At 67.1% G+C, this 17,143-nt stretch carries 17 protein-coding genes; 6 read left to right on the plus strand and 11 right to left on the minus strand.

The genetic code is table 11. The features are described 5' to 3' along the window. Positions 1–47: 47 nt before the first annotated feature. Positions 48–1,283, minus strand: a complete 1,236-nt coding sequence (locus tag LDO22_RS18660) for a mechanosensitive ion channel domain-containing protein (protein WP_224025203.1) — start codon at positions 1,281–1,283, stop codon at positions 48–50. 225 nt (positions 1,284–1,508) lie between these two features. On the opposite strand from LDO22_RS18660, the gene LDO22_RS18665 reads away from it, so the two are divergent. After that, positions 1,509–1,844 (plus strand): cupin domain-containing protein, encoded by a 336-nt coding sequence (locus LDO22_RS18665; RefSeq protein ID WP_224025205.1) that lies wholly within the window; start codon positions 1,509–1,511, stop codon positions 1,842–1,844. 120 nt (positions 1,845–1,964) lie between these two features. Here LDO22_RS18665 and LDO22_RS18670 read toward each other — a convergent pair whose 3' ends face one another. From LDO22_RS18670 to LDO22_RS18715, 10 genes are all read right to left on the minus strand, one after another. Beyond that, complete coding sequence (locus tag LDO22_RS18670) at positions 1,965–3,041, minus strand: glycerophosphodiester phosphodiesterase family protein (protein ID WP_224025206.1); 1,077 nt, start codon at positions 3,039–3,041, stop codon at positions 1,965–1,967. Positions 3,042–3,238: 197 nt separating this feature from the next. Then, positions 3,239–4,480 carry an MFS transporter gene (locus LDO22_RS18675; RefSeq protein ID WP_224025208.1) on the minus strand — a complete coding sequence of 414 codons (1,242 nt, stop codon included), beginning with the start codon at positions 4,478–4,480 and terminating at the stop codon, positions 3,239–3,241. Between the two features lie 182 nt (positions 4,481–4,662). Further along, a complete protein-coding gene (locus LDO22_RS18680; protein ID WP_224025210.1) occupies positions 4,663–5,916 on the minus strand; it encodes an AGE family epimerase/isomerase in 1,254 nt (417 codons plus the stop codon). A gap of 43 nt (positions 5,917–5,959) precedes the next feature. Then, on the minus strand, positions 5,960–6,703 hold the full coding sequence (locus tag LDO22_RS18685; protein ID WP_224025212.1) for a sulfite exporter TauE/SafE family protein: 744 nt from the start codon (positions 6,701–6,703) through the stop codon (positions 5,960–5,962). Further along, positions 6,704–8,143, minus strand: coding sequence for an NAD-dependent succinate-semialdehyde dehydrogenase (locus LDO22_RS18690; RefSeq protein ID WP_224025214.1), 1,440 nt, complete (start codon positions 8,141–8,143; stop codon positions 6,704–6,706). Between the two features lie 64 nt (positions 8,144–8,207). Further along, positions 8,208–9,023, minus strand: a complete 816-nt coding sequence (locus LDO22_RS18695; RefSeq protein ID WP_224025216.1) for a carbohydrate ABC transporter permease — start codon at positions 9,021–9,023, stop codon at positions 8,208–8,210. A 4-nt stretch (positions 9,024–9,027) separates the two neighbouring features. Then, entirely contained in the window at positions 9,028–9,984 is a 957-nt protein-coding gene (locus tag LDO22_RS18700) for a sugar ABC transporter permease (protein ID WP_224025218.1), read from the minus strand. Then, positions 9,981–11,243: an extracellular solute-binding protein gene (locus tag LDO22_RS18705; RefSeq protein ID WP_224025220.1), complete on the minus strand. Its 1,263-nt coding sequence runs from the start codon at positions 11,241–11,243 to the stop codon at positions 9,981–9,983. Before LDO22_RS18705 ends, LDO22_RS18700 begins: the two co-directional genes overlap by 4 nt. A gap of 119 nt (positions 11,244–11,362) precedes the next feature. Further along, a complete protein-coding gene (locus tag LDO22_RS18710; protein ID WP_224025221.1) occupies positions 11,363–12,247 on the minus strand; it encodes an aldolase in 885 nt (294 codons plus the stop codon). A gap of 12 nt (positions 12,248–12,259) precedes the next feature. Continuing rightward, positions 12,260–13,174, minus strand: a complete 915-nt coding sequence (locus LDO22_RS18715) for a PfkB family carbohydrate kinase (RefSeq protein WP_224025222.1) — start codon at positions 13,172–13,174, stop codon at positions 12,260–12,262. 139 nt (positions 13,175–13,313) lie between these two features. Between LDO22_RS18715 and LDO22_RS18720 the strand changes: the two genes are divergently transcribed. The 5 genes from LDO22_RS18720 (at position 13,314) to LDO22_RS18740 (ending at position 17,074) form a co-directional block, all read left to right on the plus strand. Beyond that, positions 13,314–14,456, plus strand: a complete 1,143-nt coding sequence (locus LDO22_RS18720) for a Gfo/Idh/MocA family oxidoreductase (RefSeq protein ID WP_224025223.1) — start codon at positions 13,314–13,316, stop codon at positions 14,454–14,456. 69 nt (positions 14,457–14,525) lie between these two features. Next, positions 14,526–15,308: a DeoR/GlpR family DNA-binding transcription regulator gene (locus LDO22_RS18725; protein WP_224025224.1), complete on the plus strand. Its 783-nt coding sequence runs from the start codon at positions 14,526–14,528 to the stop codon at positions 15,306–15,308. Beyond that, on the plus strand, positions 15,305–16,222 hold the full coding sequence (locus tag LDO22_RS18730; RefSeq protein ID WP_224025225.1) for a 2-hydroxyacid dehydrogenase: 918 nt from the start codon (positions 15,305–15,307) through the stop codon (positions 16,220–16,222). The genes LDO22_RS18725 and LDO22_RS18730 overlap by 4 nt, the downstream gene beginning before the upstream one ends. Before the next feature lie 31 nt (positions 16,223–16,253). Continuing rightward, positions 16,254–16,721, plus strand: a complete 468-nt coding sequence (locus LDO22_RS18735; protein WP_224025226.1) for an SRPBCC family protein — start codon at positions 16,254–16,256, stop codon at positions 16,719–16,721. Between the two features lie 8 nt (positions 16,722–16,729). Further along, positions 16,730–17,074: a DUF1801 domain-containing protein gene (locus tag LDO22_RS18740; RefSeq protein ID WP_224025227.1), complete on the plus strand. Its 345-nt coding sequence runs from the start codon at positions 16,730–16,732 to the stop codon at positions 17,072–17,074. Positions 17,075–17,143: the final 69 nt, after the last annotated feature.

The raw sequence follows: 17,143 nt of genomic DNA on the forward strand, positions 1-17,143 counted from the left end.
GCGTCAATAATAGGTGACTAAAAGGTCACATATCAAGGGGTTCCGGATCAGTTCCGCGAGGCCAGGTTCCGGTCGCGCTCCTCGAACACCTCGTCGCCGGGGCCGGTGAAGGCCCGCGAGCGCTCCACCGCCTCGATGGAACCGGTGAACAGCTGTGATTCGTGCGGGTCCGCCGGGGCATGCGCACCCGCCGCCCCCGACGCACCCAGCCCGCGCAGGGGTCCCTTGCGTTGGGCGGCCGTGCCGCCGTCGTCCGCTGCCTGCGCCCAGCGCTGGTGCGGCAGCGCCTGCGGATGGTTCTGCTGGAGGAACGTGACCATGGTTTCGCGGACCAGGCAGCGCAGGTCGAAGAGCGCGGCACTGTCCGCGGCGCTGACCAGGATGCGGACGCGGACAAAGCCTCCGGTGGCATCGGTAATCTGCAGGACGCCCACGCGCTCATCCCACAGTTCGGTGCCGGCCAGGACCCGGCGCAGTTCGGTGCGCATGTCCTCCACGGGGGCGCGCCAGTCGAGGTCGAACTCCACGGTGCCCATGACCTCGGACTGGCGGCGCGTCCAGTTCTCGAACGGGGTGGTGGTGAAATAGGTGGAGGGCAGGATCAGCCGGCGGTCGTCCCAAAGATGCACCACCACGTAGGTGAGGGTGATCTCCTCAATACGGCCCCACTCCTTCTGGACCACCACCACGTCGTCCACGCGGATGGCGTCGGTGAACGCGAGCTGCATACCGGCGAAGACATTCACCAGGGACGTCTGCGCGGCGAGGCCTGCCACGATCGAGATCACGCCCGCGGACGCCAGCAGCCCGGCCCCCAGCGCCTGGATCGCCGGGAACGTCAGCATGGCAGTACCGACGGCGAGCACCACCACCAGCGCCACGGCGATCCGCCGGGCCAGGATCATCTGGGTCCGCAGCCGCCGTGCGCGCCGGTTGTCCGCCACGTCCACGCTGTGCCGGTTCAGCACCACGGCTTCCACGATCAGCAGGACCGCGATGGCAAGCCACGCGAACGCGCCGATCATGGCGATCAGCAGGAGATGGTCGACGCCGGCGTGCCAGCTTTCGCCTGCAGCCGTCAGCCCCAGCGCGGCGCGGACGCCCACCAGGCACAGTGCCAGCCGCAGCGGCTGGCGGGCCACCCGGGAGGTGGCCTGCAGCTCGGGCCGCTTGCGGTTGAGCTTCAGGACGATCTTGCGGAGCAGCCAGGACAGGGTGAGTCCGGCCACCACCGCCAGGGCCATGGCAATGAAGGGCAGGGCGGGATTCAGGACGTCTAGCATCCATTAACCTCTATCAAGCCTTTGCCGGGCTCCGAAATCGGGTATCCCCGGGGCGTGTCTGCATGGCGGACGGGCAGGACCGCGAAGGTCTGGGACATGGCGTTCATGATGCGAAGACAGGCCTGGCCGGATTATTGTTCCATCGCCTCGGCAGGGGATTCTCCGGCCGCAGGGTGAGAAAGAAATCCGGACCCCTTGTGCGCGAACGCGGGTAGCCTTGGGCGCATGCAGAAGATATCGATCGACGCGCTGGCCCGGCAGCAGCTCGAGGCGGCGGTTACCTCCAGCAACGGGCGCGCTGCGGACACGGTGTACGGCGGCCACGAAAAGATCCTCCGGCAGACCGTCATGGCCATGAAGGCCGGAACCCAATTGAGTGAACACCAGAACCCCGGCGACGCCACAGTCTTCGTGATTCAGGGCTGCGTCAGCCTCAAGGCCGGCGGTGAGTCCTGGCAGGGCAAGGCCGGCGACCTGCTGATCGTCCCGCCCGGCCTGCACAGCCTGCACGCCGAGGAGGACTCCACGTTCCTGTTCACCGTGGCCAAATACCGGGACTGAACGCCGCCAGGTACGGAGCACGTGACGGGCGGCAGGACGACGGCGGCTGCCGGACTTCCCCCAGCGGAAGTCCGGCAGCCGCCGTCGGGCCCTATGCGCAGGAGGGACCGGCGCAGGGAACTATGCCTGCGGGGCGTAGGCCTTGGGCAGCTTCAGGCCGCGCTCATCCATGAGGGTGCGCAGGCGCGTGGGGTAGTCGGTGATGATGCCGTCCACGCCCTGGTCCATCAGCCGTTCCATGTCCGCGGGCTTGTTGACGGTCCAGGGGATGACGGCGAGGCCCAGCTGGTGCGCGTCGGCGATCATCTGCGGGGTTACGGAGCTGAACGTGGGGGAGATGACGTTGTACCCCTGGGCCGCGGCAGCCTTGGCGAGGGAGCCGTCGTAGTCGTCGATGTCGATGCCGCCCAGCTCAGGCGCGGCGCCGGGCTTGCCCACCTGCATCCACGCGTCCCCGCTGGAAAGCGCAACGAGCGTAAGCTCCGGCGCCAGCTTCTTGGTGAGGTTCAGCGACGACCAGTCGAAGGACTGGATGGTGGTGCGGTCCGCGGCGCCGGACGCCTGCACTTCTGCCACCACGGCCTTGGTCAGCGCCACCATGCCTTCGCCGCCGGCCTTGCCGTCCTCCACCTTGGTCTCCACGTTGAAGCGGACCTTTTTGGCGTTGTACTGCTCCGCCAGCTGGTAGACGTCCTTGAGCTCGGCGATGCGGTTCCCCTCGATCACGTCCTGCTCCGGGAAGCCGGGCAGCTGCGTGAAGCCGCAGTTGAGGGTCTTGACCTGGGCCAGGGACAGCTCCGCCACCCTGCGGCCGACGTACGGAAACTGCGGGTCGCCGGGGGTGGCCGGGGCAGTGTCGATGCACTTGTTGGCCTGGATGGTGTCGTCATGCCAGACGATGATCTTCCCGTCCTCGGTGAGGTGGGTGTCCAGTTCCAGGGTGCTGACGCCGAGCTTCAGGGAGTTGCCGAAGGCCGCCAGCGACTCCTCGGTCCACTCGCCGCGGCCGCCGCGGTGCGCCTGGAGGTCGAAGGAGCCGTTGCGCTCGTTCGTCTTGATGGCTGAGGTGGCGGTGCCGGCAGCGTTCGACGACGGCGTGCCGGCGTCAGCGGTTCCGGCGGCAAAGGCGGCGCCGGGGGAGGCGACGGCGGCGGCGAGCAGGGCGGCGGTTGCCGCGGCGGTCAGGACTGTGCGCATGGGGATGGTTCCTCCTCGGTGACGGGTTCCGGCGGCGCCGGGTGACCCGCCAACGCTAGGCCGGCCAGGTTGCGCCAGGGGTGCACCCAGTTGGAGGGGAGATTAACGCCAGGTTCTGCCCTGCCCCCGCATCGATTGCTCCGTACATGTCGTTTTGAGGGCCCAAAACGACATGTACGGAGCAATCGATGCAGGGATCAGGCGGGGTCCTTGACCTTGTCGGTGACCGGCCGGGGTTCCAGCCAGATCCGTTCCCTCGGGCCCGGCGGGTAGGCGTACCTCTTTCCGGCGAGGGTGATCACGAATGCGGCAACCACCGGGATTGCAGCCGCGGCCGGAACCAGCAGCGGGCCGCCAACCACCAAGGCCGCCGAGCCGTAGAGCGCGCCGATGGTGATGCCCAGCTGGATGGTCAGGACCGTAAGCCCGTTGGCGGCCTCGCTGTACTCCCCGCCGGCCCGGAGGATCGCGGACTGGTTGTAGATGCCGATGGCGCCCAGGCCCGCTCCCCAGATGGTCATCAGCACCAGGGCTACGGGCAGGTTCCCCACGGCGAGCGGCAGGAGGAACATCGATGCGGCGATGGCCGCCGTCGTGACCAGCAGCGAACGGCGGGGCCGCGAATCCACGGTGAGCCCCGCAATCCAAATGCCCAGCAGGCCGGACCCGCCCAGCACCGTGAGGGAGAGGCTCGTGGCATAGTCCGGGAGGTTCGCCTCGCGGATGAAGGGTGCAATGTAGGTGAACAGGGCGAAGTGCGCCAGGACCAGCAGCGGCCAGGCGACCGCCACGGATTTCACGCCCGGCTGGCCGATCGCCTTGCGCAGGGACGGACGGGCGGCGTCGGAAATGCGCTGGACGCGGGGCAGCAGCCAAAACGCGAGGACCGTCAGGACCACGCCGAACCCGGCCAGCACCAGGAACGCGGCACGCCAGCCCAGGAATCCGCCCAGGGCCGTGCCCACCGGTGCACCGATGGCCAGGCCCAGGCTGTTGCCGCTGAACACGATCGCCAGGGCCTTGCCCACTTTGTCGGCCGGAACCACGCGGGAAACGAACGGCGCCATGGTGGTCCAGAGCAGTCCGTGTGCCAGCCCGCCCACCAGCCGCGCCACCATCGCTGACGTGAAGTCCGGTGCCAGTCCCACCAGTGCATTGCTGAGCGCGAAGGTCAGGACCAGCCCCACCAGCAGGGCATGCCGCGGGATCTTCCCCAGCAGCCGTGCCGCCGGGACCACCGTGACAACAATGACGGCAGCGTAGGCAGCAGCAAGATAACCGGCCACAGGCTCGGAGACGCCAAGGCCGGTGCTGATCTGCGGCAGCAGCCCGGACGGGAGGAGTTCGGTGGTGATGGCCGTGAACGCAATGGTGGCCAGGACCACCATTGCGGCGTAGGGAAAACGGGCAGGGGACGGCGCGGAAATCGCGGAAGACATGGGGGAGCGTCCATTCAAAGGGTGGGGTTGGAACGCGGCTATGCTCGCCTGCAATTCCTCCCTTAAATTTACAGGATCAAATGACGTGTCATGGCTGTGACACGTCGCCCTGCGGCCGCCCTGCCCCGTCCAGTTTCGTTGCCCGCCGGCTCCCGCTGCCGGCGGGCAATGCTGTTGCCTTCTTAACCCCGGGTTCCGCTGATGCGCGCGTCGAGCAGCCCGGCTGCGACCGCCGAGGCGAGTCCGGGGGCCAGAGGGAGGCGGGGAACCACCAGGCAGTGCCACAGGTGGTAGATGTCGGCCTTGCCCGACCACACGGTGGAGGTGACGTTGCCGTTCTCGTCGAGTTCCTGCTTCCAGGATCCATGCTCGTAGTCGATGAACCAGTCGCGGGCGTGGTCCCAGATCCGCTCATACCAGTCCGCGTACTTCTTCTCGCCGGTGGCGATGTACAGGGCCGCTGCACCGCCGATTGCCTCGGCGGGTACCCACCGGATGCGGGTGGTGACCACCGGATTGCCTTCCCAGTCCACGGTGTACACGAATCCGGGATGGCCGTCCGGTTCCCAGGCATCGCGGATGGCTGCGTCGAACAGGCCCCGTGCGTCTTCGAGGAGCCAGTCCGGAACGTCCATGCCCCTGGCTTCAAGCCCGGCCCGGACGTGCAGGAGCAGGCGCGCCCACTCCACCCAGTGGCCGGGAGTACCTCCGTAGGCGCGGAACTGGCTGGCGCGGTCGTCGGTGTTGTACTCGGGCATCGGGGTCCACTCCGGGTCGAAGTGCTCGAATACCCGGTAATCGTTGTTCCGCGCGAAGTCATGGATGAGCACCTCGGCGATGTGCAGGGCCCGTTCCAGCCACCGGTTCTCGCCGGTGACATCGGCCACGATGAGGTAGGCCTCCACCGAGTGCATGCTCGCGTTCCCGCCGCGGTAGGCCTCAGTCTCGGTGAAGTCCCGGTTCCACGAATCGAAGCACATGTTGGCCTGGTGGTCCCAGAACTTCGTGTCGGCAATCCGGAGTGCCTCGTCCAGCAGTTCCCGTGCACCCGGGCGCCCTGCCGCAACGGCGCTGGCGGCGGCGAGGAGCACGAACGAGTGCTGGTAGCCGGACTTGGTGTCGTTCACCGGGCCGTTGTCGTCCACCTCGGCAAACCAGCCGCCGAACTCGTCGTCGTGCAGGGCGCCGTTGAGGGCGGCGATGCCGTGGTCCACCATGGTGGCCGCCCCGGGACGCCCCATCAGGGCGGCCACAGCAAAGCTGTGGGTCATCCGTGCGGTGATCCACAGGTGGGTGGGCTTCCCGGCGAACACTTTGCCGTAGTTGTCCAGCCAGCCGAATCCCGTGGGAACCTTGGAAGCTTCGGCGAAGCGGATCAGCCGGTCGGTTTCCGCCTCAAGCCATCGTGCGTGGGCGGGGCTGTCGAGCCACGTCATGTCATGTCCTCTTTCTGGTAGGGGTGCAGGTGGAAATGTCGGGTCAGCCCACGGCGTCGGATACGCCGCGGATGATGGTGGCGGCCGCTCCAAGGTAGGCCAGGATGATCAGGAGGATCTGTGCGGCGCGGGCCGGGACGTGTTTTGCGGCCAGGTCGCCAAGTACCAGCCCTGCCAGGCAGGCGGCGGCGACGGCGAGCCACATGGCCGCCGGCAGCACAGGGAACGACGCGGGCGCAGTGATCGCCTTGGAGATCAGCGAGAACGTGCCGATGGTGAAGAAGTACGGCTGCATGGTGGCCGCAAAGGATTTGTGCTGCCACCGGGTGGCGATCGAGTACATGCTGACGGCAGGGCCGCCCACCCCGGCTGCTGTGTTCATGAAGCCGCTGAGGCCACCGGCGGTGAAGAGGTACCGGCGCCGTTCCGGCAAAGTGGCGGATTTCAGGACCAGCAGGACCGTCAGGCCTACGGCGAGGATCACCCCGATGGAGATCTCCAGCACGGGTGCCGGAATGAGGCGGATCAGGACGGCCGCGGGAATAATGCCCAGCAGCGCCGAGGCCGCCAGCAGCAGGTACCGCTTCCAGTCGATGTCCTTCACCACCCGGAAGATGATGGACCCCGCTGTCACGGCCCCGCACACGTTCACCAGCACCACTCCCTCCACCGGCCCCAGGAGCAGGACCAGGAAGGGGGCAGCCACCAGCGCAAAGCCCATGCCGGTGACGCGCTGCATCCCGGCACCCATAACGACGGCGCCCAGCACCAGGCCGGTGGTCAGCATTTACGGCCTCCAGGCCACGTACTGGACCTCCTCGAACTCCTCCAGGCCCAGGCTTGATCCTTCCCGGCCCAGGCCGGACTGTTTGGCACCGCCCATGGGCGCGAAGGCCACGGACGGGAGGGGATCGTTCACGCCCACGATGCCGGCTTCGAGCTGCTCGGGGATGTCCCAGCCGCGCCTGGGGCTGCCGCTCCAGACGTAGGCGGCCAGGCCCATCTCCGTCGCGTTCGCCTTCCGGACCGCTTCTTCTTCCGAGGAGAAGGTCACGACGCCGGCCGCCGGGCCAAAGACTTCCTCGGTCACCAGGAGTGCGTCGTGGGGGACGTCCGTGAGCAGCGTGGGTGCCAGGAAGGACCCCTGTGAGGGGACGGAAGTCCGTTGCGTCACTCGCCGGGCGCCGCGCTCCACAGCGTCGTCCACCAGTGCCTGCACCGCGGACACCCTTTCGGCGTCGATGACGGGACCGAGGTCCGGGACCGGTCCGCCGTCGTCGGGAACTCCGTGGCCGATGCTCATGGCATCAAAGCGGGCTCCCAGCTTCCGTGCGAATTCCTCCGCGATGCTGTCCTGGACCAGGAACCGGTTGGCGGCCACGCAGGACTGGCCGGTGTTGCGGAGCCGGCCCAGGACGGCACCGTCGACGGCGGCGTCAAGGTCGGCGTCCTCAAAGACGATGAAGGGTGCGTTGCCGCCCAGTTCCAGCAGCGGCCGGACTACGCGCTCCGCAGCGGATGCCATGATCTGCCGCCCCACCCCGGTGGAACCGGTGAAGCTGACGGCCCGGACTGCGGGGTGGGACATCAGGGCGGCGGTGATTTCGCGGGAGGGGCCGTGGACCAGGTTCAGCACACCGGCGGGGAACCCCGCGTCGTGCAGGACCTCGAAGAGCCCGGTGGCGGCCAGCGGGGCCTTCTCCGACACCCTGCCCACCACGGTGCAGCCGGCGGCGAGCATCGCGGCGAGCTTCCGGGCCTGGATGGAGACCGGGAAATTCCAGGGTGTCAGGCTGAGGGCCACGCCGATGGGTTTGCGGGTGCTGAGGTGGCGGCGGCCCTGCAGTTCGGGCGGGCTGACGGTGCCGGTGGCGCGGCGCGCCTCCTCGGCGAACCAGCGGAAGTACTCCACGGAGAAGTCCACTTCCCCCTGCGCTTCGGGGAGCCGCTTGCCGGCCTCGAGCGCCAGGGTGTGCGCGAGCTCGTCCCGGCGTTCTGCCAGCAGGTCGGCGGCGTTGCGCAGCAGGTCTGCTCGTTGCCGGACAGTGGTGCGGGACCAGGACCTGAAAGCTTCCGCCGCGGCGTCGCCGGCGTTCGTGGCGTCCTGTGCGGTGCCCCAGGCCACCTCGCCTACCGTGTTGCCGTTGCCGGGGTCCGTCACGTCCTTGGCGGTTCCGCCGGTGTGCCAGCTGCCGTTGATCAGGTGCCGTGCTGACTTGAGGTTCATGAATGGTGCCTTTCGTTGGCTGGGAGGGGGCTGCCGCCGCTGGTGCTGCCCGCCGTCGTCGTACTCATCCCTTGCTGGCGCCTGCCGTGATGCCGGCAACGAAGTAGCGCTGCAGGAAGACGTAGGCCACCACCACGGGCAGGGACGCCAGTATGACGCCGGCGAACAGCAGCGGGTAGTTGGTCTGGAACTCGCCCTGGAAGCTGAGCAGTGCCAGCGGCAGCGTCCGGTTCCCGGGGGTCTGGATGAACAGCAGCGGGTAGAGGAGTTCGTTCCAGTGGATGACGAACAGGAAGATGGCGGCTGCAGCGATGGAGGGTGCTGACAGCGGCAGGGCAATGGAGGAGTAGGTCTTCCACGGACCGCTGCCATCAATCGAGGAGGCTTCGTAGAGTTCCTTGGGCAGGGTCCGCATGAACCCGCCCAGGATGAACACGGCGATGGGCAGCGTGGACACCACATTGGCCAGGATCAGTCCGGCCAGGTTGTCCAGCAGGCCCAGCCGGCCGAAGAGCACGTAGAGCGGGACCATGTTGGCCTGCGCCGGGATGGCCATGCCCAGGACCAGGAATCCGAAAATGGCCCAGGACATGAACCCCTTCAGCCGGGACACCGCGTATCCGGCCAGGCTGGCCAGGAAGAGGGTGAGCGGCACGGAGATGCCGGTGACGATCACGCTGTTCATGAAGGACGAGCCCAGGTTTTGGCCTCCTACCACTTCGGCGAAGTTGTCGGGGGAGAGGGAGTGCGGCAGGCTGAACGGCCCGGCGAACAGTTCCTGCGTGGATTTGAAACTGCCGAAGGCCACCACGGTCAGCGGAACGATGATGATGACCGCATAGATGGCCAGGATGGCGCGGCGGCTTACTGATGCGAGCATGCTGCTAGTCCCCCTTCGGGGTCAGCCGGAGCAGGCGGCGCTGGAGCCATGTGACCAGGGCGATCATCGCCATGAAGATGATCGACTGGGCAGCGGCGTAGCCGAACTCCGAGTTGGCAAAGGTGCTGTAGATACGGGTGGACAGGATGTCCAGGGCGGCCTTGGGCGGGTTCCCGGCGATGCCCAGGATCAGGTCGAACGCCTTGAAGGACTGCACGGTGGTGTAGGCCACCACGATGGACGTGGCCGGGGCCACGAAGGGCCAGGTGATGGATTTGAACTGCTGCCATTTGTTGGCGCCGTCCATCTCTGCCGCTTCGTAGAGTTCCCGGGGGATGGCCTGCAGCCCGGCAATGTAGACCACCATCATCTGGCCTGAGTGGAACCACACCTGGGTGATGGCCACCCAGTACAGGGCCTGGGCATCATTCCCGAGGTAGGCGCCCCCGTCCACTCCCACCGTGCGAAGGACCGAGTTCGCCAGGCCGAAGTTGGGGTCGTAGATGAACTTCCAGATGAAGGCCACGGACACCGAGGACAGGATGGTGGGGAAGAAGAACAGCGCACGGAGCAGGATGCTGCCGCGGGAATTCTTCGTCAGGAGCAGGGCGAGGATCAGCGAGAAGATTGTCTGCGCAATCACCACCAGCAGCACGAACTTCAGGTTGTTGGTCAGGGCGTTGGTGAACAGCGAGTCCTTGGTGAACGCGCGGACGAAGTTGTCCAGGCCCACGTAGTTGAACGCCGCCGAGAAGCCGTTCCAGTCGGTGATGGCGTACTGGAAGGCCTGCAGGGTGGGCATCACCAGGAAGAAGGCGACGACGGCGACGGCGGGCAGCGGGAAGAGGTACAGTGCCGGATTCACCCGGGTGGGGGAGCGGCGGCGCACCTTGGCGGCGCTGGCGGCGGCTTGGTTCTCCGGCGCCTTGCGCTTGGCAGCGGTTCCGGGATGGATGCTCATAGCCGTTCATCAACAATCTTCTGGGCGGCAGCGGCTGCCTGCTCCGGGCTGGTGCCGGAGATGACGGCCGTGGCGCTTGCCTCCACCGCGTTGCGGACATCAAGGTTGTTGAACTGGAAGCGGGCGGCGAGTGCGGTCTTCTTCTGCAGCCAGGGGCTCAGCCGTTTGAGGTCCGGGTTGGTGTATTCCACCATGTCCACCGAAACGTGCTGGGCGGTCTGGTTGGCGTAGTAGCCGGCGTTCTCGGGTTCGGAGAGGAAGTCGATCCAGGCTGCCGCGGCGGCCTGGTTCTTGCTGGCGGAGTTGACGCCCAGGATGAAGGTGGCGTTGTAGGCGCCCTCGTACTTGCCCTTGCCGTCGGAGGTGGTGTTGGGGAACACCAGGTCGATGGGGAACTTGGCGCCCAGCCCGCGGACCGCGGCGATGTGGTACGAACCGGTGGCGAGCATGGCGGCCTTGCCCTGGGAGAACAGGTTCTGGGCGGGCTCAACGGCGGTGCCCGTGGCGTTCGGCTGAACGAAGGGCTTCAGGTCCTTGTACTGGTTGAGCATCCTGATGAACCAGTCATCGGTGCACTTGAGCTTGCCCTGTTCGATTTGGGCGCACATGTCGTCCACCGGGGCGTTGTTGGCAATCATGCAGTTGAACAGCTGGCCGCCGTTTCCCACATCGCCGCCCGGCCAGGAAATGGGAATGACCCCGGCGGAGGCGAGCTTTTCACACATCGCCAGGAACGCATCCCAGTTCTTGGGGGCGATCTCCGCGCCGGCCTTGTCGAAGAGGTCCACGTTGGCCATGGGCATGGGGAACACCACCTGGTACGGCAGGCCCAGCTGGTTGTTGCCGCTCTGGCCTGCGGACAACAGTCCCTTCTGGTAGTTCCCCACGGCTTTGCTGTCCTTGAGGTCGGTGTAGATCCCGGCTTCGCTGAAGTTCTTGAACTGGGCTCCGCGGAAGGTGGCGAACGCGTCGCCGATCGAGCCGCCGCGCAGCTTCTGCAGGGCTTGGGCGTTGTAGTCGTTGGAGGTGGAGATGTCCTGGGCCACCTCCACGCCGTCGTGCTTGGCGGCGAAACGCTTGATGAGCTCGTCGAACACGGCCTTGTCCTCGCCGCGCCAGTGGGCGAAGGACACCTTGCCGGTCACTGCGCCGGTGGATGGGGCTGCCGGCCCGGAGGCGCCGGCCGGCGAGGTGGAACCGCCGGGGCCTGCGCACGCCGCCGCCGTGGCGCCGAAGCCCAGGGCTCCGAGAATGGCCATAGCCTGCCTGCGTGAAATCTGACTCACAATAATCTCCTCGTTGAGTGTTTGCTGTGCCTTGTGTGCTTACTGCGGAAACGGGTTGCCTCGGGGAGGACGCTGTGACGCCTGGACCGTGCCTATGCGTGGGCCCGTTGTGCTGAAACGACGTCGTCCACCACGGTGCAGAGGCGCTGCAGCCTGCGGACGGCGTCGGTGGACAGGGATTCGACGACGTCGGGGGCGCCGATGCAGGAGGCCCAGACGGCGCGTCCGGAAAGGAAGCCGCTGGCGCCTTCCATGCAGGCCCACCGGACGGCGTCGGGGAAGACGTCCTCGGGAACGCCGCTGGAAAGGACAACCCACGGGCCGTCGATGGCTTTGGTCAGTTCTGCGCAGGCGGCGCGGACCTCTTCCTCTGACGCCTGGCCCTTGAAGGGGACCTCGGCCTTGTACAGGTCCGCGCCCAGGCTGCCCAGTTCCTTGGCTGCGGCCAGGATGCCCGCGTTCCAGTCGAAGTCGCCTCCGGCCAGGGGCTTGCGGGAGACGGGTTCGATGATGCTGATCAGCCCGGCGGACCTGCAGCTGTCCACGAATTCGCGGACCATGGCCACCCGGCCCTCTGCGGGCTCGTCCGGGCGGTAGAGCACCAGCAGTTTGAGGGCCTTGACGCCCAGGGCCTTGTATTTGTGCGGGTCCACCAGGCGGTCGATGGTCACCTCGCCCACCAGCTCGCCGTGGGCGGATTCGAAGTGGTCTGCGGAGGCGATGAGTCCGCAGCCGGGGTCCACCACACCGGCTTCGATGGCCTGGTCAAGCGCGAACTGGCGGTCGATGAGGATTCCGGAGGCGTAGGGGGTGAGGATGCGGGCGGCCTCAAGCTTGAAGGCGCGCAGGTCATCGTCGGTGACCGGCTGGTCGGTGTGTTCGGCGAACATGTTGCGCATGGCTTCGCGCTGGTCAACGGCAAGCATCGCGAAGGCGCCGGAAGGGCGCTGCAGGGGGGAAAGGTCGGTGTGGCTCATGGGCTGCTTCTTTCAGCTGGTCAGGTTGGAGACTGGGACTGGGTTGATGGTCTGGTGCGGGATGGCGGAGCGGCCGTCCAGTCCGCCACACGAGGCGGCGGCGGTGCGGCCGGCGAACACGGCCGCGTCCACCAGCGGAAGGCCGGCGGCGACGGCGGCAAGGAGGGCTCCGTGGTACACGTCGCCGGCGCCGAGGGTTGAGACGATGGTGGCGGGGGTGGCCGGGACATGGACGGGTTCGCCGCCGCGTTCCGCCACCCAGGCGCCCTCGGAGCCGGCGGTGGCGACGACGGCGGTGGCGCCGTCGTCGAGCGCCTTGCCCAGGAGGGCCTCGGGGGAGAGGCCCGCGCCGTACTCCGCCTGGAGCCTTTCGATGGTGGGCACGTAGAGCGCGACGCCGCGGGGGTTGAAGGCGGGGATCGGATTGCCGGCGTCGACGCTGATGTTCAGGTTCGCGGGGTTGAAGCCGGGCACAGAGGCGACGGCGTTCCAGCCCAGGTGGTCCACATGGACCCAGGCGGCCGACTGCAGCAGTTCGGCGAAGCGGCTGCCGGCGGGAAAGCTGACGGGAGGGACCGGCCGGGTGACGATGGCCCGGCTTTCGGTGGCCTTGCTGACCACGATCACGCTGGCTCCGGTTTTGACGCCCGGATCGCGGATGACGGCGGACGTGTCAACGCCTTCCCCCTGGAGCCCGGCGATGATGCGGTCTCCTTCTTCATCGGTGCCGAGGACGCCGGCGAAGGCGGTGCTGGCGCCTGCCCGGGCCGCCGCGACGGCCGCCGTAGCTGCGGGGCCGCCGCCCGCCGTCGCAAAATCCACGGCGACGGTGCGGCTGTCCGCGGCCGGGAAATCCTCCACCAGGGCGATGGAGTCAAGGGTGGCACAGCCTACGAAAAGCAGGGTTCCAGTTGACGGTTGGGGCACGTTCCACCTCGTTGTAGTTCCGGCTGGTATTGAAGAAATATACACACGCTATGTTGGAAAAACAACACTTTCTGTATAGTTGTGTTTGGGATGCAACGCCGCGGTCCCGCCCCCTCAACGTAGAGAAACGGAGCAGCTCATGTCATTGCCTACTGCGGAATCACCCCGGACCATCCGGTACGGCCTCATCGGAGCCGGCCACATGGCCCGCGAACACGTCAGGAACCTTGCACTGATTCCGGGCAGCCTCATCACCGCAGTTTCGGACCCCACACCGTCGTCCCTGGAAAAGACGGTCGCGGAGATCGGCCATGAGGTGCACACGTTCGCCACCCACCAGGAACTCCTGGCCTCAGGCCTGGTGGACGCCCTTGTCATCGCCAGCCCCAACGACACGCACCTGGGCATCCTGAAGGACATCTTCGCCAGCGGCACCAACCTGCCCGTGCTCGTGGAAAAGCCTGTGTGCACCAGCGCGGAGCAGGCGGACGAACTGGAAGCCCTCGCCGCCAACTACCCCGCACCCGTGTGGGTGGCCATGGAGTACCGCTACATGCCGCCGGTGCAGGAGATCATCCAGGCGGCGCACGGCGGAAAGCTGGGCAACATCCACATGCTCTCCATCGTGGAGCACCGCTTCCCGTTCCTGCACAAGGTGGACGCATGGAACCGCTTCGCCGAGCGGACCGGCGGCACCCTGGTGGAGAAGTGCTGCCACTTCTTCGACCTGATGCGGCTGATCCTGCAGGACGAACCCGTCCGGGTGTACGCCAGCGGCGGCCACGATGTGAACCACATGGACGAGGTCTACGACGGCCGGGTGTCCGACATGGTGGACAACGCCTACGTGATTGTCGATTTCAAGGGCGGCCGCCGGGCCATGCTGGAACTGTCCATGTTCGCCGAGGGATCCAAGTTCCAGGAACGGATCTCCATCGTGGGTGATGCCGCAAAGATTGAGACCCTGATCCCGGTAGCAGCCAACCACTGGATCCCCGGGGATGAGGCCGAAGCCACCGTGGAGTTCAGCCCGCGGTCCCCGCTGGGCCCCGAAAAGCATGAGGTCCCGGTGGACGAGGCTGTCCTCGCGGCCGGTGCCCATCACGGGTCCACGTACTACGAGCACCTGGGGTACCGGAAGGCCATCCTGGGCGAAGGTCCCGTCGAAGTGACAGTTGCCGACGGACTGCAGTCCGTCCGGATGGGCCTCGCGGCGGAACGCTCTATTACGGAAGGACGCCCCGTGGAGCTTGCCAATGCCGTTTCCGGGGTACGTTCATAGAAGAATTTTGTTGGAAGTCCAACATCCCGCCAGGCTCCTGCCCGGCATATTGGGGAGGGAAGAGCAGCTATGAGCACCGCACATGAAGAGGCGCCGCTGACGCCCCGCCAGCGCACCATCCTGGACGAGCTGGGCCGGAGGGGCTTCATTTCCACGAACGACCTGGCGGAGACGTTCGCGGTCTCCGACATGACCGTGCGGCGTGACACCCGGGTCCTGTCCAAGCGCGGACTGGCCCGGGTGGTGCACGGCGGCGTCAGCGCAGTGGACGGGCATGGCCAGAACGCGGACTTCGCCGCCCGGGTGAGGGAGGATGCCGATGCCAAACTCCGGGTGGCGCGCGCCTGCATCTCGTTGATCGGCGAGCGGGACGCCATCATCCTGGATGCCGGCACCACCACTTACCAGATCGCGCAGGAGCTGCCCACATCCTTCACGGGCACCATCATCACGCATTCCGCGCCCGCCATCCAGCGCTGCCTCCAGCTCACGGCGGCGCGAACCATCTGCCTTGGCGGGGAGCTGCTGCTGGACAGCCAGGCGTTCAACGGCCCCATGACGGTCACGGCTGCGGCCGGCCTGCGCGCCAAGACAGCCTTCATCGGCGTGACCGGCATCCATGACGAGGCGTTCTATATTGAGCGGGACGTGGAACGCGCCACTAAGATCGCCCTTATGAATTCAGCGGAACAGGTGGTGGTGGTCGCCACCCATCAAAAGATGCTGCGGTACGCTCTGGCGCGGCTTGCGGCCTTCGATGCGGTGGACATCCTGGTGACGGACGCCCCGCCGCCGCGGGTAATCGAGGATGCCCTGGGCGCCGCCAACGTGAAGCTGATGGTCGCCGCGTGACGGCCCTGCTGCGCGTCTGCCTGCCCGCCCAAAACCTGCTGGACGCACTCGCGCCCATTGACGGCGTCGAGTTTGTCCTGTGGGACCTGGACGGACCCGCGCCGGAGGGCCGGCTGGACCTGTTGGTGCCCGGCTACATGGGCAAACCGTCGGCGCTCGCCGCTTTGGAGGGCGTAGACGTGGGCATGGTGCAGAGCCAGTCCATCGGGTACGACGGCGTCGCGGCAGTTCTGCCCGCCGGAATCACCTTCGCGAACGCGGCCGGCGTCCATGAGACGTCGACGGCGGAGCTCGCCGTGGGCATGATGGTGGCCTCCCAGCGGGGCATTCCGGACTTTGTCCGGAACCAGGAAACCGGAGCGTGGGACAACAGCCAGCGGCCCAGCCTGGCCGACCGGCGGGTGCTGCTGGTGGGATACGGGGGAGTGGGCAAGGCCATCGAGGCCCGGCTCCTGCCGTTCGAAACCGACGTCACCCGGATGGCCAGCCGCGCCCGTGAGGACGAGCGCGGGACCATCCACGGAATCGATTCGCTCTACGAGCAGCTGCCGCTGCACGAGATCGTGGTGGTCAGTGTTCCGCTCGGTGAGCAGACCCAGCAGCTGGTGGACGCCAAGTTCCTCGCGGCCATGCCGGACGGAGCCCTCTTGGTCAATGTGGCCCGCGGCCCTGTGGCGGACACCGACGCCCTCCTCGCCGAGACGTCGAGCGGCCGGCTCCGGGCCGCCCTGGACGTGACCGATCCGGAACCGCTGCCGGCGGACCACCCGCTGTGGACCACACCGGGCGTGCTCATCACCCCGCACGTCGGCGGCGCCAGCTCGGCCATGTTCCCCCGGATGGTCCGGCTGCTCAGGAAGCAGATCGGCCTCCTGCTCGAGGGCAAGGACCCCGTGAACGTGGTCCTCCCTTAACGCCAGCGGCTCCGGCCCCTATGCTGGGCCCATGTCCACTTTTGAAGTCCGCCGCAGCGCTGTCATCCCCGCTTCCGCAGAAGAGATCTTCCCGCTGGTGAACAACTTCCATGAGTGGACCGCCTGGTCCCCCTGGGAAACGATTGACCCGGGCATGAGCCGCCGTTACTTCGGCAACGAAGCCGGCCCCGGCGCGGGGTATGAGTGGAGCGGCAACCGCAGGGCCGGCAGCGGCACCATGGAACTCACAGAATCCATACCCGCCAGCCTGATCCGGATCCGGCTGCAGTTCACCAAGCCGTTCAAGGCACTGAACCCCACCACGTTCAGCTTCACCCCGGTGGACACCGGTACCGAGGTGACCTGGCGGATGACGGGCGAGAACAAGGGCCTGGGCAGGGTGTTCGCACTGTTCATGGACATGGACAAGATGGTGGGCGCCGACTTCGAGCGAGGCCTCGCCGCACTGGCCTCCACGGTTGCGGCCAGGAAGAGCTGAGGTTCCCGTTGGGCGCCGTGGACGAGGCGCTGGCTGCGCTGGATGAACCCGACCGCAGTTGCCTGCTGCATGTGGTGGAGACTGCACGCGCTCTGGCTCCCGGGGCCACGGAGGGGATGAGCTACGGCATGCCGGCCCTGAAACTCGACGGCAAACCGCTCTTGGCAGCCGTCCCGGCGGCAAAACACCTGTCGATCTTTCCCTTTTCCGGCGCGGTGGTGGAAGCGGTGGCCGGGCGCCTGGAAGGGTACTCGCTGTCCAAGGGGACCATCCGCTTCACCGCGGACCACCCCGTGCCCGACGACGTGCTGGAAGACATTGTTCGGCTGCGGATGGCCGAGATCCGGAAGTAAAGAAGCAGACGACGCCGGCCGGCACGGCAGGGGGCCCCTGCCTCCCGGTGGACCAGGAGGCTCCTCAGG

The organism is Arthrobacter sp. NicSoilC5 (assembly GCF_019977395.1).
GTDB lineage: Bacteria > Actinomycetota > Actinomycetes > Actinomycetales > Micrococcaceae > Arthrobacter.